This is a genomic window from Mesorhizobium sp. M0960, from assembly GCF_040319055.1.
GTDB lineage: Bacteria > Pseudomonadota > Alphaproteobacteria > Rhizobiales > Rhizobiaceae > Mesorhizobium.
In genome coordinates, this window is record NZ_JAMYNN010000029.1 from 1 (window position 1) to 20954 (window position 20954).

The following is a 20954-nucleotide window of genomic DNA, read 5'->3' on the forward strand; positions in this document are numbered from 1 at the left end:
GTCGTCGACCTCTTCACCCCAGCCGAATGCGCCAACTACTTCAAAGCCGCAGGATATGAACCTGATTAAACAGGACGTGCTCTAGCTGAAAACTTTGCAACACATCCCTTCGCAGTTGGGCATCATCTGCTCCGGCCGATCAATTGGCGTGGTTGAGTAACCAAGGCGCTCTTTCGTTCGATCCAGCCGGTGTAAATGTAGCGATCCGCCCGGTAGGACGAGGACGAAAAGTAAATAACCCGATCGTTCGAGTCGAAGGCGGTACGGTCGATTTGCAGCACCGCAGTGCCGCTCGACACGTCGAGTGCTTTTGCCAGTCTGGTACGCGCGGTGCCGGCCCTTATCTCCTGTCTGGCTCGCGCAAGAGCCACACCAAGCTGCCGCTCGAGAATCTCGGTGAAAGAAGCGTCGGCAAGGTCGCGCTTTTCCATCTGGCGTCCGATTGCCGCGACAAACGAAACCGTCTCAACCGCGACGACTTCGCCGTCGATCGTTTGCACGCGCTCAATGGTCAGCACGCTTTCGTCGATCGGCACGTTGAGAGCGGCTGCAACCAATGCGTCAGCGGAACGCCAGTCGACCGTCATATGCCTGGTACCCGGCCGGAAGCCACGCGCTACCGCTTCTTCCGAAAATCCTGAAAAAGTGAGCAGGTCCCGGCCGATGTGACGCTTGGCAACAAACGTCCCCTTGCCAGCGCGTCGATAAAGCAAGCCTTCACCGACAAGGGCAAGCACCGCCTGTCGCACCGTATTGCTGCTGAGTTCGTGCTGTTTCATCAACTCCATCTGAGTGGGGAGCTGATCCCCAGCATTGAAGACCCCGCTCTCGATCTGAGACCGAATGATATCCGCGAGCTGAATATGAAATGGAGTTCTACCGGGCTGAACCATGCGGTCTCCTTAAGCCGAGATCACGCCTTGGCCGAAGAGATCGCCGAATTCGCCGGTCTAGGCGTCCGAGCCATAGGTACAGCCTCGCGCAGCTTGCCGATGACGATGGAGCGGTTTGCCCCGCTGTTCTCCGCGATCTGGCGCGCGGGAGCTTCGATGGCGCGCCGCACGATATCGGGGCCGTATCTCTGGTCGGCGTTGTAGGCGGCGACCGCCTCGAGTGCCTTGGCGGCTCTGAGCAGCGCCACGCCGCCGGGCAGCATGCCCTCCTCGACCGCGGCACGGGTGGCATGAATGGCGTCGCCGACCCAATCCTTGCGTTCCTTGACCTCGACCTCCGTCGAGCCGCCGACGCGGATGACGGCGACACCCCGGCGAGCTCGGCCAGCCGCTCCTGCAGCTTCTCGCGATCCAGTCGGAGGTGGTCTCCTCGATCTGCGTCTTGATCTGGGTGACACGCCTCTGGATCTGCTCCTTCTTGCCGGCGCCGTCGACGATCGTGGTGTTCTCCTTCTCGACTGTCACCCGCCTGGCGCGGCCGAGCATGTCCAGCGCGACATTCTCTAGCTTGATACCGAGATCCTCGCTCATGGCGGTGCCGCCAGTCAGGATCGCGATATCCTCCAGCATCGATTTACGGCGGTCGCCGACCTCGAGGTTCAGCGGCTTAGCTGGCCGGTTTCATTGCGTGCGTCAGGACCGGCGGCGATCACTTCGCCCTCCTGCAGCTTTTCCTTCGCGATGTCGGGAATGGTGATGCCGCTGGCCGTCTTCTCGTCGGCTTCGATGCGGCGGACGTGGATGCGGTCATCCAATGAACGGAACGTCATGTCGTTCTCCTTCAGGACAAACAGATTGCAACAGGGCTACCCCGATTCGGACCGACAGGGCTTGGTGCGGGGCTCGCGCGACCCTTTTTCGGCATCGCGCGCACATGCGGATTAATTTTGCTCCGTTCTCCAAGAGTGGACTGGCCTATGAAGTTCCGACCCTTATGCCCTGCTGTGTTGATTGCGCCATGGGACGCATTGACCGTTGTCTCGATGCGGACGAGACGAAGTTTCACAGGGCCTATCCTGAGCCTATGAAATACGTCTTCGGCGCGTTCAGGGCCTGCGCTCGCGGGACATGGAGCTGAGGCCGTCTCCAGCAGCAAGGCGTTGAGTTCCTCCAGGTTCTTGAAGCGCAGCCTTGGGGTGAAAAAGCGCTCGCGCCCAGCCTGACCTGGTTCTCGACCCGACCCCTCTCCCAACCCGACGCTGAAGTGCAGGCCACCGGCTCGATAAGAATAGTGGCCGATCCCAATGCATGGCCAAACAGCGGTATCGACGCCCTCATGCCATGGAATTCCCAGCGCTGAATGGCCTCAGCTCCCGCTTACGCTACATGCGGCGATATGCGCTTCATCTGACTGCCACGCGGCACCCGAGGACGGACGTTGGCAGACTTGGTGTACGTTCAATGACGCGTTCGATTTGGGCCGCTGCATCAAGTCAATCGCTCGAAGACGACGTTGATGTCAGTCATTGCAGCAAGCCGGTATGATCTGCATTCCATTACATTGATGATCCGATCCCTATTGCCCTTTAGATAATGCTCGTTTGGCTCGCATTGGATGACAGCAGGTCTGATGCACTCGTAGTCAATGGCCTTGACGAGATCGTGATCCAGTCCTTCGCAATCGATCGATAAGAAATCGATCTTATTGGCATAAGGGGCCAGTAGTTCATTGATACCGATCGCGCTCACCTCGATATGTTCTCGGATACCTCCTATACCGTCGAAGTCCCCGAAACTTTCAACGTGTGCTTTATCCACCGACGAAAGCTCATGGGCGTTTCCGATGAAGAGCGTCGCAGACGCTTGCGGAGCGGGCAAGACAACGGATCGAACGAGAACGTCTTCCGGGCGAGCAGTCCTGATCAGCGCTTCCAATTCAGGATTGGGTTCAACCAGAACACCTCGCGCGCCCCGTTGGTACATAAGAAAGGTATTTGAGGTCGAGATGGGGTGATTAGCGCCGATCTCGACATAAAACACACTGGCCCAAGATCTTTGACTCTTGTAGAGTTTTGCAGCCAGAATTCCTTCGACAATAACGTCTTCTCCGGCTTGTGCGTAACTAGCCGGCGCGAAGTGCTTTATCCGAGAGTTCGGGAGATTGAGCCTAGCGACCTCTTGGTTTATTGACTGGTTTTCGAAGTGGGACAACATAGCTCGACCTCCAATGTATTGGACAGGGGACCGCTACGACCGGTTTTCGCGACGGCCCCTGCTCATAATCCCCGCAATCAGCGTGCCACGTGCCGAATGCGGTGCTCCTTACTCAACAAGAGTGAAACACGCGCGCCCGCTGGAATGGCCGCGACACTTTTGTCGGGTTCGCGACATCGGCGCCACCGTCCGGCGACTTCCCGAGGATGTGTTGCAAAGTTTTTGGTAACCAAGCGCATTGGGCTCCGGTGTTCCTCGGAGAGTTGAGATATTCGAAGGCCGCCATTTCGACCAATCTGTGATCTTGCTTTGCATTCGCTCGCATCTGGCCTACGGACTGAGCCTACGCTGATCTTCGAGAAATGATGGCTTAGCGTGGCATTAGTGTCGATCATTCAACGATCCATCGCTGGGTCGTTCATTTCGCGCCGCTGCTGATGGAACGCTTTAACCGGCGCAAGCGCCTCGTGACCGGCAAATGGCATGCGGACGAGAACTACATCAAGGTCCGCTGGCGGGATGGACCTCTATCGCGCCATCGACAGCGTCGGCGACACCGTCGAGTTCTGGTTCAGTGAATCCCGGGATTTGCCGGCCGCCAAGCGTAAGAGCGTTGGCACGCCATGACCGTGCTGATCGCATCGTCATCGAAGCATGACCAACCGGGAAGCCATTGTTTCCTGCGATGCGACAAGTCGATTGCAGGATTGCTCCCGGCGCCGGTCGAAAGCCGACCCGCATTTGGCAAAGCCGGCCAGCTTGTCCGACGCAGCGATTTGCTCTTCGTCGCTAAGACTGCGTCGTGTGTCGGCTTTGTCGGGCCCGTGACACGAAGTTCGGTTGGGCGAACTTTTTTCTGTTTGCTAAGTAGCTGTAAGCAATCACAAATTGTTTTTTAGCTCGATCAGCCAATGTGGCACGAGTTTTGTGCCTCCTCGTTGAGGAGTGGCGGCAGCAATTGCCGCCATCATTGATGCCGGGGTCAGTCGCGATGGAGGAAGGCGATCCGCGTCAAATCGCGTACTATGGCAAGGGTACATCCTCGTCGTCCGCTGTGAATGGACAAGACGTGGTTCGCTTCGGCCCTGATGATGGCGCCTATGGCCCCTTATGCGATTCCTTGGCGACTGCGGTCTCCGACGCCCCCAGGCCACGCAAGACACTAGCAGAGAGCGCGCTCACATTTATTTGGAGAGACGATCATGCCCAAGGTGGCGTTCATTTTCGGTACTCGTCCTGAGGCGATTAAATGCGCCACAGTAATTAACGCGATGAAGCTCGACCGCAGGTTCGAGCCCCTCGTTGTTTCCACGGGGCAGCATCGCGAGATGCTGGATATCGCTTTAGCGGAATTCGGTATTCGACCCGACATCGAACTAAGCGTCATGCAACCTCGCCAGACCTTGTCGCAGGTCACATATCGAATACTGGAAAGGCTCTCCGGGCAAATAGAACAATGGGGGATCGACGCGGTAGTCGTTCATGGCGATACCGCGAGCACCCTGGCAGGAGCCCTGGCCGCCTTCCAGCACCGTATCCCCATCATCCATATCGAGGCGGGCTTGCGTAGCGGCAACATTGCATCGCCATATCCAGAGGAGGCCAATCGGCGCCTGGTCGCCCAGATAACGGATCTCCACCTGGCGCCGACGATTCGTAGCAGCGAGAATCTTCTCCGCGAAGGTGCCGCTGAGGATCGTATCACGGTCACCGGGAACACGGTCGTCGACGCCCTTCACTGGGCGGCCGAAAATGCTCCCGCCTTCGCCGAGCCAGCGCTTGCCGACCTGAAGAACGAAACGCGGCGGATCGTGGTCGCCTCAGCACATCGGCGTGAATCGTGGGGCGCACCGATGCACGAGATCGCAAGAGCTCTTGTGCAGCTATCATGTCAGGAGAACGTGCGTGTCATCATCCCATTGCACCAGAACCCGGCAGTGCGCGAAGTCATTTTGCCCTATTTAAGCAACCAGGCGAATATTACGGTGGTGGATCCTCTGCCGTACCGCAACTTCTGCAGCCTTATGCTGCGCGCGGACATCATCATCTCGGACAGCAGCGGCGCAGAGGAAGAAGGCCCTTCACTCGGCAAACCGACGCTCGTTTTAAGAGAAATCACCGAGCGGCCGGAGGCTGTCGAAGCTGGCACGGCGCGCCTTGTGGGCCGCAGCACCGCCCGCATCGTGAGTGAAGCGACCCGGCTGCTGCGCGATCCGGACGAATATTCACGGATGGCCCAGCCCGTGGACGCCTACGGCGATGGAAAGGCGACAACTCGGGTCATCGGTGCAATCGCGAGATATTTTGCTGCGCACACCGCGCGCGAGTCGCAGCTGGCCAACTGATGGGCCGCCAGATCAGCGGCGTGGCGCGGGACCGTTCGCTGCCCTCCACGCCCTCCGAAGAACACCACCATATCGAACTGACCGGACCGGGCGATGACGACAAAAGAGAGAAGGTCATGGCTAGGAGTGAACAATCCGACGAGATCTCAATTTCTCCAACGCTGTGGTGTGCCTATTCCGATGAAGCCCGCCCCCGATTCCGAAATGAAGCGCCCATACCCAAGGATCAGGGATTCGTCCTCAGTTCCCGGGGCAACCGCCTCTCGGCGACCGGCCTGCAAAATGGCTTTGCCGAGGTCCGTAAACTCGCCGACTTTGATGGCGGTAAGCCGTTTAAGGCCGCACGATCACCGGTTTGCCGTGACCCGCCTCAGCCTCTGGCACCAACAGCGCGCAGACGTTCAGGCGCTGGCCACATATCTCGGCCACGCCAGTTACACCGACACGGCCTACTACCTGAGCGTGCCGCCCTCGATGGAGGCGCAGCACGAGCGAACACCGCACACCTGCTCGTAGCGCCGCTCCTGGAGTCCTATTTCCGCCGGCGCCTGACCAAGCAGCGGAACGCGACTCCCGCGACCGTGGCCAGCTATCGCGACGCCTTGCGCATGCTGATCCTCTTTGCCGCCGCCCGATTGCGGAAGAAGCCGGCGGCGTTGGCACTCGAAGAGCTTGATCGAGACCTCGTTCTCGCTTTTCTCGACGAACTCGAGGAGAAGCGGAACAATTCCGTCACCACGCGCAACGCCCGCTTGGCCGCGATCCGATCTTTCTTCCGACGTCGCTGCCGCCGACCCGGCGTCCTTCGGCGTCGCCCAACGCGTGCTGACGATTCCCATTAAACGGATGCAGATTGAGGTGACGTACCACCTCACCAGGGCCGAAGTGGACACCCTCATCGCGGCGCCCGATCCAAAGACGCCCCGTGGTCGGCGCAAGGGACAAACTGAGGGGGTTCGCCCGCCCGAGGCAAAGCCGAAGGGGCGACGCATGATCCGCGTAAGGGGATCCGCGTCGATCCTGCACGTAGCGCAGTCGAAGGCGTAGCGGAGGAAGGACGGGGAGACCTTTTTTGCTTGCGAGGGAGAGAAGGCGGGGCCCTCTTTCCCTCTCTGAGGCAGACAAAGTCGGCCGCGATCGCGGCCGTCACTCTTTGAATAGAAAGCAGCCGTCGTCACCGGCTAGCGCCAGGACGGCTCCCGCGGTGAATGGCAAGAAGAGCTAGCGACTTACCATCACCAACTCGTATTACCCGAGCTGGCGCACTATGCTGATTGCGGGCCGTGCTGTAAACGGGCGATTCCCAATCTGGTGTATTGATGACGGCGTTCTGGCCGCGTTGGCTCCGTGCCGAAGGCATAGAGCGGTTTCGCGAAGCGACGCGCCCATATTCTGGCAGGCCCACTAGATTCGCGTCCAGTCAACCAATTCTGTTACATTGATTGGAACGAACACAGAAGATCAACGTCACTTTGGCAGGAGCAATGGCAGGACCTTTCGACGAATGGATTTCTCACCTCGGTTTACAGCAGATCGACGATCCATATATTGACAAGCCGGTCTATCGGAAAACGAGCTTCGGCGAACTGAGTTAAGCGCCGAAATCGAAAAAAAGATCAGCACCAGCCTTCGCAACGCTCGCGACCGACGGAAAATCCCGCGTTCAAAGCTAGCACCCATGCTTGGGCTCAGCGACTAGGTTTATAATCGTTACGAAAACGCGGTTTCACGGCTGACCGTCGGCCGACTACTCCACTTTTGCGAGGCGCTGAATATTTCACCGGTGGAGATCCTATACCCCGTCGTGCTGCATCTTTGCGGTGAAGACCAGGCCGAAGCGGAAACTCCTATGGCGATCGTTGAAAAGCTGGCGAATTTCGACGGGCTCACGGCTTCAAGCCATTCTGAGCTTTCTTCGTCACCTGAAGACGAAGGAGACTGATGAAGGCCGCAACGGCATCGGCCGGTATCTGGATCCCGTCTCGCCGGCGACGCACTGGTGGCCGTCGCGTCGCGACGGTGGGCATATACGAGCGTTGTTTTCCAATGCTGGTGTGGTGCAAGCTCGACAGGACTACGCAGCCATACGTGTGCGGATTTCTCTCAGATAAGGGATGGAATCGACCGCGCCGGTCTTCTCAACTGCGAGGGACGCCGCAGCACAAGCGAACCGGGTGGCCGCCTCTGGATCGCCGCAGCGCAAAAATTCAGCCAGAAAGGCACCATCAAAAGTGTCACCAGCAGCCGTCGCATCCACAAGTTGCGCTGAGTAAGCGGGTATCCGAATTCTCATATCGCCACCAGCTACAATTGCGCCTTCTTCGCCTAGGGTCAAAAGGACCGTTTTGACGCCGTGTCGAAGGAATTCGTCGCAAATGGCATCCGGATCCGATAGCCCGAGCAGGGCTTGTGCGTCCTCCATGCTCGGAAAGAGAAAGTCTATTTGTGGCAATGAAGCTGACAAGGTTTCCCACGCCGCTGCCGGCGTCCATAGACTGCGCCGCAGATTGGTATCAAAGGAAACCTTGGCACCTGCCGATCTGGCCATCTCCATCGCTGTAAACGAAGCGTCCCGGCAAGACTCGGAAATAGCCTGTGATATCCCGCTAAGATGAAGAAATGACACACCCGCGAACATGCCTGGTGCGAGATCACTGCTTGCCAGGCGGCTGGCAGCCGAGCCGGCGCGCCGATAGGAAAAGCTATGACCATCAGGACCATACTCTATGAAATAGATACCGGTTGGCGCGGCAGCATCACGGATGACATGCGTCGTTGCGATGCCTTCGTCGTGATACAGCGACCGGATACGCTCGCCCAGGCTGTCCTCCCCCAGGCGGGTTATCATCCCTGCTTTCGCGCCGGATCTGGCTGCGGCGACCGCGCAATTCGACACATCGCCGCCAATGCCCGGCTTGATCGTTCCGTCCCGCCGCCACGCCAACTCGAACAGGGGTTCACCCATGCAAACGATGTCAGCCTCTCCACCACCCATACCACACCTCATTGTCCGTCTCCGGTCGCCCTTCGGCTGGCGTTTAGGCCTCGGGTTCCCTCAGTTCCAGATATTCCATGCGGATGTTGACGACATCACGCGCACCGCGACTAGGTATCTTCTTAGTCAGAACCGAGATCAAAGATCCGGCCGGTCAGCCAATCTGGCCAATCGCGTTCGAAGAACGACCCAGCACTCTCGTCGAAGGAACGGATTGGACGTGTTGAAACCACCATTTCGACGCCGTCCAATCGGACAATGATCTGTTCACTCCGCTGGGCGTCGCGCTCCCTCCGGAAGCGATAGTCTTCCAGCGGGCCTGTCCTCGCGAGCGGAAGCGATTCACCTTCTCGATCGCATATTGCGCGGGAACCGCGGCTCCCTCCGCCTTGGCCAAGGTAATGGTCCAAAGCGGTAAGCACCGCTTCGGAAGCTAGCGCCATTTGCCGCCATTGTATTGACCGCACCGCCTCAGCAGGTCGTTTGTACCTAATGCCATTTGCGCGAATGCTTACATTGAGGCTTCGAGCTTCTGCGAGGGCCTGGCTTACCCGCTCGCCGTCGCAGATCATACCGGCCGCATCGCTCATCCGCGCCTGGATCGTGGAACGCGCCGACTTGATCGTCAGCGAGCTGTCGGGGCGCATGATCGTGAAGAGCGCTGCGATGCCCGCTTGCGCAGCTCGGGCAATGTCGACCTTCGGCGCTACTTTTGCTTTGCCGCTGGCTGCAATGTGCTCGGCCGCTCGGGTGCCAAAGACCTGCCCGGCATTAAGCGCGGCTCCGCCGGGCCGCGTCACGCCGTGCGTACCAGCGGCCTCTCCGATCGCATAGCAGCCGGCAAGGCTACTGCGCCCCCAAACGTCCACCATGATGCCGCCGTTCATGTGCTGGTTGTTGACGGCGAACTCCAACGGTTCCTTGGTTATGTCTATCTTGTAGCGACGATAGAGTTCGATCGCGAGCGGGTTCATGTGCTTCAACCGCTCGATTGGCAAATGTTGACCCGCGCCGGCATTGCCGAGATAGGAACTCACGTCGTCGTCCAACCGTTCGAGGGAGAACGGCAGATCGCCGGGCATGGGCAGCGGATTCCGGTTGAAGTCCATGAACACGCGCCGCCCCGCTGCGGACTCGCGATAGATCGCAACATCTATGAGACTCGAGCTGAAATCGAGCATCCGCGTGGCATGAAAAGGCCATTGATATCCCTTGCGGAACAGGTTGGAGGCCATCTCCTGTGTGCTGCGATAATACTGGGCAAGGAAGGGGTGCTCATTGCCCTCCGCGTCAATCGAATAGACATGCGGAATTGCCTGGACATAGGTGCCGGACAGATTCCAGGGAAAACCCTCCCGGCGCGTGCCTATACCGAACTGGCTCTCCGTAAGGTTGACCAATTCGATACCAGCTTCGAGCGCAAGGCCGAGCGACCCGAAGCAGCCGTTGGGATAGACACTATCACGATAAAGTTCGCCGGGACCGCCCGCGGCAAGCACAAGGACCGAGCACTCGAACAGGGCAAGGCCGAAGGCGTTTGTTGTTGTTCGGTCGTTGGGGCGCATCGTAAGAATGCCGGCGACGTGCCGATCCGTCCCCTCCCCGCAGGTGAGGATTTTGGCAGCCGTAGTGTGGTTATAGAACGGAACATCAAGACGGATCGCCTCTTCGGCAAGCACCTTGACCATCAGACGTGACGTGCGTGGACCGCAACTGGTGGCACGACCCACCTCGTCGTGGTCGGTCTTGTATCTGAGAGTGCCGCCCAGCGCGTCCTGAGGCAGTGGAAGGCCAAGAAACTGTAGCGAGGCCATCATGCGAGACGAGCCCACGGCCTCCACATAGGCAATATCCTCATCCATCGCGCCACCGGCGCGTATTGCTCGCGCCATCGCCTTGTAGTTATCTCCCTGATCCGCACTGTTGGCCGTATGCAGCGTCTGCTTGTCAGAGCCGGAACAGGCCGACGTTCCACCCCAAGCGCTTTGACTGACGATAACCACCTCTTTCCCACGCCGCCTTAATTCCACCGCCGCACGCAGCCCCGCCGCACCGGAACCGACCACTACACAACAGCATCGATAGACCGGGACTTGAAGGTCGCCGTGGACCATTGTACCGGACGGAGCGGTCTCCGACCGTAGTCGCGGCATATCGACATCGGTCATGGCGTCGAGAATGTGCTGCGGGACGTCAATCGTCATAAGACTGCTAAGATCCTTGTGTCATCAGGGAGCGCATTTTTGCCAGTGATTCATCACCATGAAATGCCAACCGGATGTGTCAGCACGAATTTGGCCGATCACTGCGTGCATGCGCGGGATATCTTGGCCGACCAGAACAGCCGGAAATCGTAACATTCGCCCCATTTCCCTGCTCACTTCGTGGCGGCGGATCATGAGTGCACCTATTGAATGTTGGTGCGTGCGCGGGGGCGCGCGTCGTTGCGTTCATGCTCGAAAAGAGCCGGCGGAAGCGGGGCACGATTGCGTATTATGTCGGATCCCTTCTCGCCCACCATGATCGTCGGAGCATTGGTGTTGCAGGACGGCACCCGCGGCATGACTGAGGAGTCGCAAACGCGTAATCCCTCCAACCCATGGACCTTGAGATCGAGCCCGACGACGGCCATGGAATCGAAACCCATCTTGCACGTGCCGACCGGGTGGTGATCGGTCTTGGCATTGGCGCACCCGTAAATGAACAAGTCTTCGTCCGTCACGGCCTTTGGTCCAGGCAGGCGCTCGGCCATCACGAAAGGTTCCAGGGCGGCCTGCTGCATGATCTCCCGGGCGATCTTCAGGCCCTCAATCGACATTTTCCGGTCGTGGGGGTCTTCCCAATAGTTGGGGTCGATCAGCGGGGCCGCCGAAGGATCGGCGGAAGAAAGTCTAACCGTGCCGCGAGAGCGCGGGTGCAGATAGGCGGAGTTCAGCGTCACACCGGCGCTCTTCAGCCGCTCGACTCCCGCCTCGATCCCGGAGCCCAGGCCGAGGTGGAACTGGACGTCGGGCGAGCGGGCCTCGGGGTCCGCATACCAAAAACCACCCGTCTCGAAGAGCGAGGAGGCGACCGGACCAGTGCGGAAGAGTACGTACTGGATACCGGCCCAGAGGGTGCGGTGCAGCTTCGCCACGTTGTCATAGGTGTGGTCGCCGGTGCATTCGCAAATGACGAACAGGTCGAGATGGTCCTGCATGTTCGAGCCAACCCCCGGTAGGTCGTGTTTCACCTGAACTCCGACAGATTTAAGATGATCGATCGGGCCGATGCCCGACTGCAGGAGTAACTTAGGCGACCCTATGGCGCCGGAGGAGACGAGTACTTCGCGTTCCGCCCGGATCGCTTCGATGCCCTTCGCAGTCACGACCTCCACGCCCACGGCGCGGGTGCCTTCCAGCACGATGCGGGCGACGCGAGCGCCGGTGCGGATCGAAAGGTTTCTCCGACCCTTGATCGGCGACAGATAGGCCATTGAGGCGGAGGAGCGACGGCGATTGCGTTGCGTAAGCTGGTAGAAGCCGACGCCGGCCTGCTGGCGACCGTTGAAGTCGTGGTTGTAGGGAATGCCGAGTTCCTGGCCGGCGCGGATATACGCGTCGCAGATCGGGAGATTCGAGACTGGCATGGAGACGCCGAGCGGCCCGCCATAGGAATGGTAGTCGTCGGCAAAACGCTGGTTGTCCTCAGCGCGCTTAAAATAGGGCAGGATTTCCCGATAGCTCCAGCCTTCGCAGCCGTCGTCTGTAGCCCAGAGATCGTAGTCGGCTGCATTGCCGCGCGTATAGAGCTGTGCATTGATTGAAGAACCTCCGCCGATCACCTTCGCCTGCGTATAGCGCAGCACTTGGCCTTTCATGTGCTTCTGCGGCACGGTTTCCCAGGCCCAACTCGCCACGCCCTTGGTCATCTTGGCGAAGCCCGCCGGCATGTGGAACAGCGGGTTCCAATCTCCGCCGCCAGCCTCCAGCAACAACACGCGCACGGCCGGATCTTCAGAAAGCCGGTTCGCGAGCACGCAGCCGGCAGGCCCGGCTCCGGTGATGATGTAGTCGAAGCCCATTCTGTTGCTCCCTTCAGAGGCGTGGAATTGAAGAGCCCCCGTCGGCTTCGATGATCGTTCCCGTCGCAAAACCCAAATCGCCGGAAGCGAGTGCCGTGCAGATTTTGCCGAGGTCTGCTGCTTCTTCCCCCCGCTCGATGCCGGGCCGCACCTCAAATACTGATACTCCCGTATCCATGATATGAAATGCCACCCCCTGGTAGAATGCCGCCAGCTCGGCCTTGCTGATGCAATAGTCCGCGCGTTCGGGCGAACTTACCTCGGGTGAGACCGACGTGATGTTGATGATGGACCTGGGTACATCCGCCGCGCTCCTCACGAGCATTGCCTTGACCACAGCAAGCGTAAAGAACACCGTTCCCCTTAGGTCCATCGCGATCGTCTTATCGAAGTCCGCCGGCACCAGGTCGAGGAAGTCACCTGGTACGACTGCCATGGAGCCATTGCTAACAAGGCAATCGACACGACCAAATCGCGAAAGGACGCCCGTTACCGTTTCTTCATGTCGGGAAACATCAGCGATATCGGACTGCAGATAGGCGGCTGCCACGCCATAGGATTCTAGTTTTGCGACAGCATCCTGCCCGTTGTCGGGACTCGCGACCCCAGTGATCGCCACATTGTATCCCGCTTTTGCAAAGGCGGTCGCAATTCCGAGATCGATGCCGTGGCTGCCAGTGACGATGGCGACGGGTCGTGTGGTCGTCTTCATTCGGCGAGGTCCCGGTCGGTGCGTTGGCCAGGCCAATTTTCCTGTCGCGGCATCCACCAATTGGTGCGGCCTCCGATGTGCATGTTGAGTGTTTTTGTTTCGGTGTAGTCCTCGACCGCGCGGCGTCCGAGTTCGCGACCGAGCCCGGATTGCTTGTAGCCACCGAACGGGAGCTCGGAGGCGCCATCCATGAAGGTGTTCATCCACACCGTTCCTACCCGCAAGCTGCGCCCGAATGTCAGGCACGTATCGAAATCGCGGCTCCACACACTGGCGGAAAGGCCGTAATCGATGGAATTGGCGATCTCGACGGCTTCCGCCGCCGTTTCAAAGGTGAGAACTGAAAGTACGGGGCCGAAGACCTCCTCACGTGCGATTTCCATATCCGGCATGACCGCCTCGAGGATTGTCGGCGACATAAAATGCCCCATCCCGAGATCGAGTTGATCGCCCCCGTGAACAACCTTCGCGCCGCTATTCTTTGCACTGGCGACGTAGCCCGCGATCTTCTCCAAATGCTGAGGCGTAATGATCGCGCCGACCTGCGTCGCTGGGTCCAGCGGATCGCCAACCTTCACGTATTTCGCAAGCTCTGCAACACGCTTGACCACATCCGACGCGATGCTCTTATGGAGGATTAGCCGCGAGCCGGCGTTGCAGCATTCGCCCGCATTGAAATAAGCGCCGAAGACGGCGGCGTCGATGAAGGAGTCGAGGTCCGCATCCGGGAATACGATCTGCGGATTCTTGCCGCCGAGTTCCAATGAAACCTTTTTGAGGGTCTGCGCTGCATTCGTCATGGTGAGCTTTCCGACGCCGGTCGAGCCGGTGAACGAGACTATGTCGACCGCAGGATGGGACGTCATGATCGCGCCGACTTCGGGACCCGTGCCGGTGACGATGTTCACGACGCTGTCCGGGACGCCCGCTTCCTCAAGGATCTCGCCGAGAACGAGCGTCGAACCCGATGTCAGCTCTGAGGGCTTAACGACGCATGTACAGCCGGCGGCGAGCGCAAAGGGCAGTTTCTGGCTTAGGATCAGGAATGGAAAGTTCCACGGCGTTATGATGGACACGACGCCGATCCCCTCGCGCAGAACGACGCCTAGTGTGTTCTGCCCAAGCGAATTGTAGCTCTCGCCGTGCAGGTCGCGGGCAAGCGCAGCGGCATAGCGCCAGATGTCGACAGCGCCGGCGATCTCGCCGCGCACCTGAGTTATTGGCTTGCCGCCCTCGATGCAGTCGAGATAGGCGAGGTCTTCGGCGCGGGCCTCGATGAGATCGGCGGCCTTCAGCAGAACCCGCGAGCGCTGCGACGCCGTCGTGTGCGGCCACCGGCCGTGGTCGAATGCCTTTCGCGCCGAGGCGATGGCGCGCTCGGCATCCATCCTTGTCGCCGCCTGGTAGCGGCTCACGACGATGCCGTGGCTCGGCGCGTTCCGGTCGATCGTCCGGCCTTCTACGCCGGCCGTCCATCTGCCGTCGATCAGCATCTCGAAGCCGCGCACGGGCGCGTCGGCAAGCGCTGTTGGCCTGATCTCTAACGTCATCACCATTCTCCCTTGAAGACCGCCGCGCGCTTCTGCGAGAAGGCGGCGACGCCTTCCTTGAGATCCCCAGTCTTGGCGGCCAGAATCGAGCCGAGCGCTTCGACCGCCGAACCATTGTCCTCGCCATTCGCGACGGCGATCATTAGCTTCGATATCTCGACGGCCGCCGGTCCCCGCGTCGCGACCCGCGCCGCGCCTTCGCCTCGATGACGGCAGCGCCGCTGTCCACGACGGCGTCGACCAGTCCGTACTTGAGGGCTTCCTCGGCGGAGAACGTCTCACCTCCCAGGACCATGCGGCGAACGATCTGCGCGCCGAAGCGCCTCACTAGGCGCTGCGTGCCCGACCATCCCGGTATCATGCCGAGCCCGGTCTCCGGCAGGCCGATGCGGATATGTTGTTCCGCGATGCGGAAGTCGGCTGCGGCCGCGAGTTCCAGGCCGCCGCCGAGCGCGTGGCCGTTGAGTGCGGCGATCACCGGCATGCGCAGGGTCGCCAGACGCTCGAAGACGCGATGGCCGAAGCGGACCCAGGCATGGCCGAACTCGTTCGCCTGCATGGCGCCCCAAGCTTTGATGTCGCCACCGGCGCTGAAGGCTCTGCCTTCGCCGGTAAGCACCACCGCGCGGACATCGGTCATCGCCTCGACCTCGTCGCAGATGGCGGCCAATGCCTTCAGCATGTCAATATCGAAGGCGTTGAGCTTCTCGGGTCGAGCGATCGTGACGGATGCGACCGCGCCTTCGGCGGCAAGCCTCATGTGCGCGTCAGCCATTACATGCCCCCGCCAAGCTACGGGCCGGCTTCACGGCAAGCGACAGGCCGATCGGCCTGTCGACGAAGAGCGCGCCGTCCATGACTTTTAGGGTGTCGGACACGATCAGCGGGAACTCCGACTGTTCAAGAATGCCGGTGTTGAGATCGATGCCCGGCGCAATTTCAGTCAGCACGACGCCGTCCGGCGTCAGTCTCATCACGCCGCGCTCGGTGACATAGGTGATATCCTGGCGCTGGTCGATGGCTCGCCTGCCCGAAAAGGTGACGTGCTCGACCTCTTTGACGAGCTTCCTAAGCTTGCCCTCCTTCTCTACAACGACCTTGCCGTCCTCGACAGCGAGCTTGGCGCCGGCATTGAACATGCCGGAGAAGACGATCTTCCTCGCCCTTGCCGTAATGTCGACGAAGCCGCCGGCGCCCGCCGTGATATGAGGGCGGAACGAGAGCTTTGACACGTTGACGGAGCCGTCGCGGCCTATCTCTAGGAATGACAGCAGCGAGGCGTCGAAACCTGCCCCTTGGAAATATGTAAACTGGTAGGGCGAGGGCATGAAGGCGTCGGCATTCGCGGCGCAGCCAAAGGCGAAGTCAAGCAGCGGCACGCCCCCGACCGCCCCCTGTTCGATGACCCAAGTGACCGCGCCGTGCAGCCCTTCCTCCAGGAGAATGCGTGGGACGTTGGCCGAAATCCCGAAGCCGAGATTGACGGCGCTGCCCGCCTCGAGTTCCTGCGCGACGCGCCGCGCGATTATCTTCTGGACGTTGAACTCCGGCACGCGAAAACTTTCGAGCGGCCGAAAAATCTCACCCGAGATTGCAGGGTCGTAGAGCGTCTGCGTTGTCTGTTTCTGGTCGGGATCGACGACGACGTAGTCGACGAGAATTCCGGGCACTCGCACGTCATGCGGCCTCATCGATCCGTCCTTGGTGATGCGCTTCACCTGCGCGATGACGATGCCGCCATTGTTGTGGGCCGCGAGCGCTTGGTCGAGGCCGCCGAGATACGCGCCTTCGTGTTCGTAGGTCAAATTGCCGCGCTCGTCCGCCGTCGTGGCACGGATGATCGCTACCTGCGGCGCGATTGCCTCGAAGTAGAGGTACTCCTCACCGTAGAATTGGATTTTGCTCACCACGGGCCGGGCTTCCGCGGCCGCATTCATCGCGCAGCCCTGGCGGTTCGGGTCGGCGAAGGTGTCGAGCCCGATCTTGGTGATAACGCCCGGGCGCTTCGCGGCCGCTTCGCGGTGCATGTCGAAGAGCACTCCGGAAGGGATGTTGTACGCCGCCACGTCGTTGCTTGCGATCATTTGCCAAATGAGGGGCGGCTCGGCGGTGGAAGGACCTGAAGGGTAGGAGCCGCCGATGATGGTCTTCAAGAGGCCTTTTTGGGCTATGTAATCGACGCCCTTGATGCCGCTCATGTCGCCCGCGGCAATCGGGTGGAGCGTGGTCAGGTCGCGCGGATGCCCGGCGGCCTCGAAGCGTTCGCCGATCGCCTTCAGCATCAGGTCCGGGCAACCGAGCCCGCTCGAGGACGAGACCGACACGACAGCGCCATCCGGAATGAGGGCGGCGGCTTGGGCGGGGGTGATGTGCTTGCTCATTGCGGGATGCTCAAAGTCCTGGTTCGACGCGCATATGTCTTGGCGCGCCCAACACTGGAACTGACGACTGATACGACCTGCCTCGGCTTCCCCGCATACCAGTGACCCACTCGCGCGCGATCATGCTCGCACCGATCAATGCCCATCGAACCGTCATCCTAACTTCCCCTCTGGTTTGCTCTGGCCAGTTCCACAACTCTGGCGGACGACCAGCCTGACCGCCGCAATGATGTTCTCCGCATCTGCTTTTCCCGCATTGATCTGCTTCAGAAGGAGGTGTGCGGCGCGCCTGCCCATAGCTTGCGGATCGACCGAGATCGTCGTCAGGGCCGGAACCGCCGTTTTCGCCTCGATAACGTCGTCGAAACCTACCACCGCGAAGTCCCGCCCCGGTTCCATGCGCCGAGCGCGCAATCCATCACACACGCCAAACGCCACCGCGTCATTGAAGCAGACGGCCCCGGTCGGTCGATCGCTGATGGTCATCGCACGTCCGATGGCTTCCACGCCACCTGCTCTCGAGGGAATGGACGGAACAACTAACTCCTCATCGAACTTAAGACCACTTTCGTCCATCGCTTTGCGGTAACCAGACCGTCGCTCGGCAAACACAGCCGTATCTGGAAAGCCTCCCAAAAAAGCGATCCGGCTATGCCCTAGCGACACCAAATGCTTGACCGCCATCGCCACGCCGCCAACGTTATCAGACACAATCGACGACATTCTCGCGCCGGGCAGGCTGCGGACTACCACAACCACCGGGATCCCTGACGCCACGAGCGGCTTGAAGTCTGCTGCATCGGTGGCGCGGGCCGGCGAAACGATAAGCCCCGAAATTCCATGCTCACGCATCGAGGCAACCACCTCTCGCTGCCGGTCGGTATTTTCACTCGTATTTGAGAGGAACTGGACGAAGCCCGCCGACTGGACGACCGTGTCGACCCCTACGGCCAACTCTGCAAAGAAGCTGTTTGTAAGATCGTTCACCACGACACCGATGATGCCCGATCTGGCGCTCGCCTGTCGAAGGTTTGCGGCACCCCGGTTGTAGACATACCCCAACTCGCGCATTGTCGCGTTGACCTTGGAACGCGTCGCTTCCTTCACCAGAGGCGAGCCCTGCAAGACCAACGAAACCGTGGACTTGGAAACGCCTGCGGCTTTGGCGATGTCGATGACAGTCAGTCTCGCCTTTGACATCGCAACCTCGGTCTTCTCAAATTAGGCTTCAAACAATTGGAACGTTCCTAGCTTGTCAAGCGGAATTTTATCTAATGGGAGCGCCTGTCACCCGCCGCTTTTGTCATTGCGCCCCCGATCGTGTGCCATAAAGCCCCATATTTGCAGTCCTTTGGGTAGATCTGGCTTGAAGCGGTGCAGATCTGGGCTCGATGGGCAAGGGAAAATAGTTGTTGCAATTTAGAACGTTCCAATTTATTGAGTTAATCCGTGCGATCACGCCGGTCACGCGCGGCGTCCACAAACACCGGAGCGGTGTCGATCCATCGCTTGATCGTAGTCGGTGGAGGAGGTGGTCCATTCGAAGCCGGCACGGCCGGCGGCGAGGATATCAAGCCAAACAAACTGAACAGGGAGTGAATGGATGATACGCAACGTCATGAAGTCGGCCGTCCTCGCAGCGGCCACAGCGATGTTCGCCGCGGGTTCGGCCAACGCGGAGCAGGTCGTGCTAAAATTCTGGGACAACCAGCGGGCCGAATCCGATTTCAATCAGAATCAGCAGAACGCCTTGAAGCGCTTCGAGAAGGAAAACCCCGAAATCAAAGTAGAGCTTACCACAATACCATATTCGGAGTACCAACAGCGGTTGTTGACGGCGGTACAGGGCGGTAATGCGCCTGATGTAGCCACCCTGGATCAAATCTGGATGGGCGCCTTTGCTCAAGCCGGCGCAATTACGGCTCTCGACGACCAAGTCAAGACTTCCGGTCTTACGGGCGACACTTTCTTCAAAGGAGCCTGGGACTCGAACGTTTCTGACGGCAAGCTCTGGGGAATCCCCATCAACGTGGACGTTTGGTCCTTCACCTACTACAACAAGGCACTCCTCAAAGAGGCTGGCGTTGATCCTGCCTCGCTAAAGACCTTTGAGGGATTGAAGGCAGCGGCGCCGAAGCTTACGGACAAGTCCAAGGGCCGCTACGGCATTGGCTTGTTCGGCCACAAGGGGGAAGACACGGTCGTCGTTCTCGATACTTTCATCTTCTCCAATGGCGGTAAAGTCTTGGATGAGAAGGGCAAATGCGCGCTCACCAGCCCTGAAGCGGTCGGGGCATTGAGTTACCTGCAGTCACTGGTGCCATATGCGCCGCAGGGCATCATGAACGCCAGTTCCGCAACGATGCGCGAACTTTTTCTAAACGGATCTCTTGCAACGGAGTTCTGGCCCGCGCTGGAGCAGCCGACTCTGCAGAAGTCCAAACTTGACTGGGATTTCGTTGTAGGGAATGCGCCCGAAGGTAAGACGGCGATTGGCACGTATGGTGGGTGGAACCTTGCCATCTTTGAAGCTTCCCAGCACAAGGAAGCCGCTTGGAAACTCATCCAGTTCCTAACCCGCGAAGACGTGAACGGCGATGTTGTCGAACTTGTCCCGGCAAACATGAAGGCCGCAAAAAGCTTTTTGGCGGCAAACCGCAAAGGTGCGGATCTCATCATCCCTCATCTCGAGAATGCCTCACCCCGGCCGTTGTCACCTCGCTATCTCGAAGTCGCCGACATCGAGGTGACTCTAGCGCAGGATGTATTTTCCGGAATGGATCCGCAGAAGGCAGCCGGCAAGGCCTGCACTGCTATCGACGCCCTTAACTAGTCACCAGGACTAAGCCGGGCTCGGGCTTTGCCCCGAGCCCGGCCCTCTCTATCGGGAAATGACACAATGTCCCATCGTGAACGCTGGATGGCCTGGATTTTCGTAGCTCCGGCGCTGCTGCTGGTCGGCGCACTTATGTATTACCCGATGATCGGCACCATAATTGAAAGCCTTTATTCGACCTCCTTCATCAACCCGGTGCCGAAGTTCCAGGGGCTTGCAGCGTATTACAAGATCTTGGCCGATCCGATCTTCGGTCAAGTAGTGTGGAACTCCCTCATTTGGACTGTCTTTGTGGTAGCACTGCAGAATGTGTTCGGCTTGCTGGTCGCACTGCTGCTCAATCAGCAGATGCCTGGCCAGGGACTTATGCGGTCGTTGGTGCTTTTGCCTTGGGTCCTCCCCGGCGTAGTGGCCGCCATCCTTTGGCGATTCATGTATGACCCGCAACTCGGTTTGGTGAACTCGTTACTTATTAGCCTGGGACTGATCGACCACGGTACCGCTTGGCTGGCGGAAACGTCGACAGCCATGGGCTCGATCATTATGGCGGCCGTATGGAAAGGGTTCCCCTTCTCGGCGATCGTCTACTTAGCGGCCCTGCAGACGGTCGACCAAGAGCAGGTCGAGGCCGCCAAGATAGACGGAGCGGGAGCGACTAGGCGCCTGTTTGACGTTGTGCTCCCCGGAATCAAAGACGTGATCGCCATCAATCTCCTCCTTACCACTATCCTCACTTTCAATTACTTCGACATAATCTGGGTGATGACAAACGGTGGCCCACAGAATGCCACAGCCATCTTCCCAACCCAGATCTACGAACTCGGTTTCGGACAATTTCGCTTTGGCGAAGCCGCTGTATATGGCGTTTTTTCAATCTTGGTCCTGGCGCTGCTGATAATGGTCTATTTCGGCGTTTTGTCGCGCGGCCGGTATAGGGGGAAGGCGTCATGAAAACCCGTTCCCAC

At 59.5% G+C, this 20954-nt stretch carries 14 protein-coding genes and 5 pseudogenes; 5 read left to right on the forward strand and 14 right to left on the reverse strand.

Annotation, left to right across the window (positions count from 1 at the left end):
• Nucleotides 1-122: 122 nt before the first annotated feature.
• The 5 genes and pseudogenes from NKH63_RS29515 to NKH63_RS29535 form a co-directional block, all read right to left on the reverse strand.
• Complete coding sequence (locus NKH63_RS29515; protein WP_352808336.1) at nucleotides 123-893, reverse strand: GntR family transcriptional regulator; 771 nt, start codon at nucleotides 891-893, stop codon at nucleotides 123-125.
• 18 nt (nucleotides 894-911) lie between these two features.
• Nucleotides 912-1541, reverse strand: a pseudogene (locus tag NKH63_RS29520) (TCP-1/cpn60 chaperonin family protein); the annotation flags it as partial.
• A pseudogene (locus tag NKH63_RS29525) lies at nucleotides 1533-1723 on the reverse strand (co-chaperone GroES); the annotation flags it as partial. The pseudogenes NKH63_RS29520 and NKH63_RS29525, both read right to left, overlap by 9 nt.
• Before the next feature lie 320 nt (nucleotides 1724-2043).
• Nucleotides 2044-2180 (reverse strand): annotated as a pseudogene (locus NKH63_RS29530) (IS21 family transposase); the annotation flags it as partial.
• A gap of 201 nt (nucleotides 2181-2381) precedes the next feature.
• A complete protein-coding gene (locus tag NKH63_RS29535) occupies nucleotides 2382-3107 on the reverse strand; it encodes an FkbM family methyltransferase (RefSeq protein WP_352808337.1) in 726 nt (241 codons plus the stop codon).
• A gap of 268 nt (nucleotides 3108-3375) precedes the next feature.
• Here NKH63_RS29535 and NKH63_RS29540 point away from each other — a divergent pair.
• From NKH63_RS29540 to NKH63_RS29550, 3 genes and pseudogenes are all read left to right on the forward strand, one after another.
• A pseudogene (locus NKH63_RS29540) lies at nucleotides 3376-3836 on the forward strand (IS6 family transposase); the annotation flags it as partial.
• Nucleotides 3837-4309: 473 nt separating this feature from the next.
• The gene (gene wecB / locus NKH63_RS29545; protein ID WP_352808338.1) at nucleotides 4310-5452 is read left to right on the forward strand and encodes a non-hydrolyzing UDP-N-acetylglucosamine 2-epimerase; all 1143 of its coding nucleotides are present in this window, start codon (nucleotides 4310-4312) and stop codon (nucleotides 5450-5452) included.
• Entirely contained in the window at nucleotides 5452-6294 is an 843-nt protein-coding gene (locus tag NKH63_RS29550) for a site-specific integrase (RefSeq protein ID WP_352920053.1), read from the forward strand. The genes wecB and NKH63_RS29550 overlap by 1 nt, the downstream gene beginning before the upstream one ends.
• A 1232-nt stretch (nucleotides 6295-7526) precedes the next feature.
• On the opposite strand, the gene NKH63_RS29555 is transcribed toward NKH63_RS29550, so the two are convergent.
• The 9 genes and pseudogenes from NKH63_RS29555 to NKH63_RS29595 all read right to left on the reverse strand — a co-directional run bounded on the left by NKH63_RS29555 (nucleotide 7527) and on the right by NKH63_RS29595 (nucleotide 18773).
• Nucleotides 7527-8417 (reverse strand): sugar kinase, encoded by an 891-nt coding sequence (locus NKH63_RS29555; protein WP_352808749.1) that lies wholly within the window; start codon nucleotides 8415-8417, stop codon nucleotides 7527-7529.
• 152 nt (nucleotides 8418-8569) lie between these two features.
• Nucleotides 8570-10651, reverse strand: coding sequence for an FAD-binding protein (locus NKH63_RS29560; protein WP_352920056.1), 2082 nt, complete (start codon nucleotides 10649-10651; stop codon nucleotides 8570-8572).
• Between the two features lie 203 nt (nucleotides 10652-10854).
• Nucleotides 10855-12510 carry a GMC family oxidoreductase gene (locus NKH63_RS29565; protein ID WP_352452586.1) on the reverse strand — a complete coding sequence of 552 codons (1656 nt, stop codon included), beginning with the start codon at nucleotides 12508-12510 and terminating at the stop codon, nucleotides 10855-10857.
• 13 nt (nucleotides 12511-12523) lie between these two features.
• Entirely contained in the window at nucleotides 12524-13222 is a 699-nt protein-coding gene (locus NKH63_RS29570) for an SDR family NAD(P)-dependent oxidoreductase (protein WP_352808745.1), read from the reverse strand.
• Nucleotides 13219-14778 (reverse strand): aldehyde dehydrogenase family protein, encoded by a 1560-nt coding sequence (locus NKH63_RS29575; RefSeq protein ID WP_352808744.1) that lies wholly within the window; start codon nucleotides 14776-14778, stop codon nucleotides 13219-13221. Before NKH63_RS29575 ends, NKH63_RS29570 begins: the two co-directional genes overlap by 4 nt.
• Nucleotides 14772-15547, reverse strand: a pseudogene (locus NKH63_RS29580) (enoyl-CoA hydratase/isomerase family protein). The gene NKH63_RS29575 and the pseudogene NKH63_RS29580 overlap by 7 nt, the downstream one beginning before the upstream one ends.
• A complete protein-coding gene (locus tag NKH63_RS29585) occupies nucleotides 15540-17153 on the reverse strand; it encodes an acyl CoA:acetate/3-ketoacid CoA transferase (RefSeq protein WP_352920059.1) in 1614 nt (537 codons plus the stop codon). The pseudogene NKH63_RS29580 and the gene NKH63_RS29585 overlap by 8 nt, the downstream one beginning before the upstream one ends.
• 153 nt (nucleotides 17154-17306) lie before the next feature.
• Nucleotides 17307-18353, reverse strand: a complete 1047-nt coding sequence (locus NKH63_RS29590) for a LacI family DNA-binding transcriptional regulator (RefSeq protein WP_023721608.1) — start codon at nucleotides 18351-18353, stop codon at nucleotides 17307-17309.
• A 264-nt stretch (nucleotides 18354-18617) separates the two neighbouring features.
• On the reverse strand, nucleotides 18618-18773 hold the full coding sequence (locus NKH63_RS29595; RefSeq protein WP_210164501.1) for a hypothetical protein: 156 nt from the start codon (nucleotides 18771-18773) through the stop codon (nucleotides 18618-18620).
• Here NKH63_RS29595 and NKH63_RS29600 point away from each other — a divergent pair.
• Together NKH63_RS29600 and NKH63_RS29605 are read left to right on the forward strand one after the other, a co-directional pair.
• Nucleotides 18757-19986 carry an ABC transporter substrate-binding protein gene (locus NKH63_RS29600; protein ID WP_352452581.1) on the forward strand — a complete coding sequence of 410 codons (1230 nt, stop codon included), beginning with the start codon at nucleotides 18757-18759 and terminating at the stop codon, nucleotides 19984-19986. The genes NKH63_RS29595 and NKH63_RS29600 overlap by 17 nt on opposite strands.
• A gap of 66 nt (nucleotides 19987-20052) precedes the next feature.
• Nucleotides 20053-20940 carry a carbohydrate ABC transporter permease gene (locus NKH63_RS29605; protein ID WP_352920061.1) on the forward strand — a complete coding sequence of 296 codons (888 nt, stop codon included), beginning with the start codon at nucleotides 20053-20055 and terminating at the stop codon, nucleotides 20938-20940.
• Nucleotides 20941-20954 lie beyond the last annotated feature (14 nt).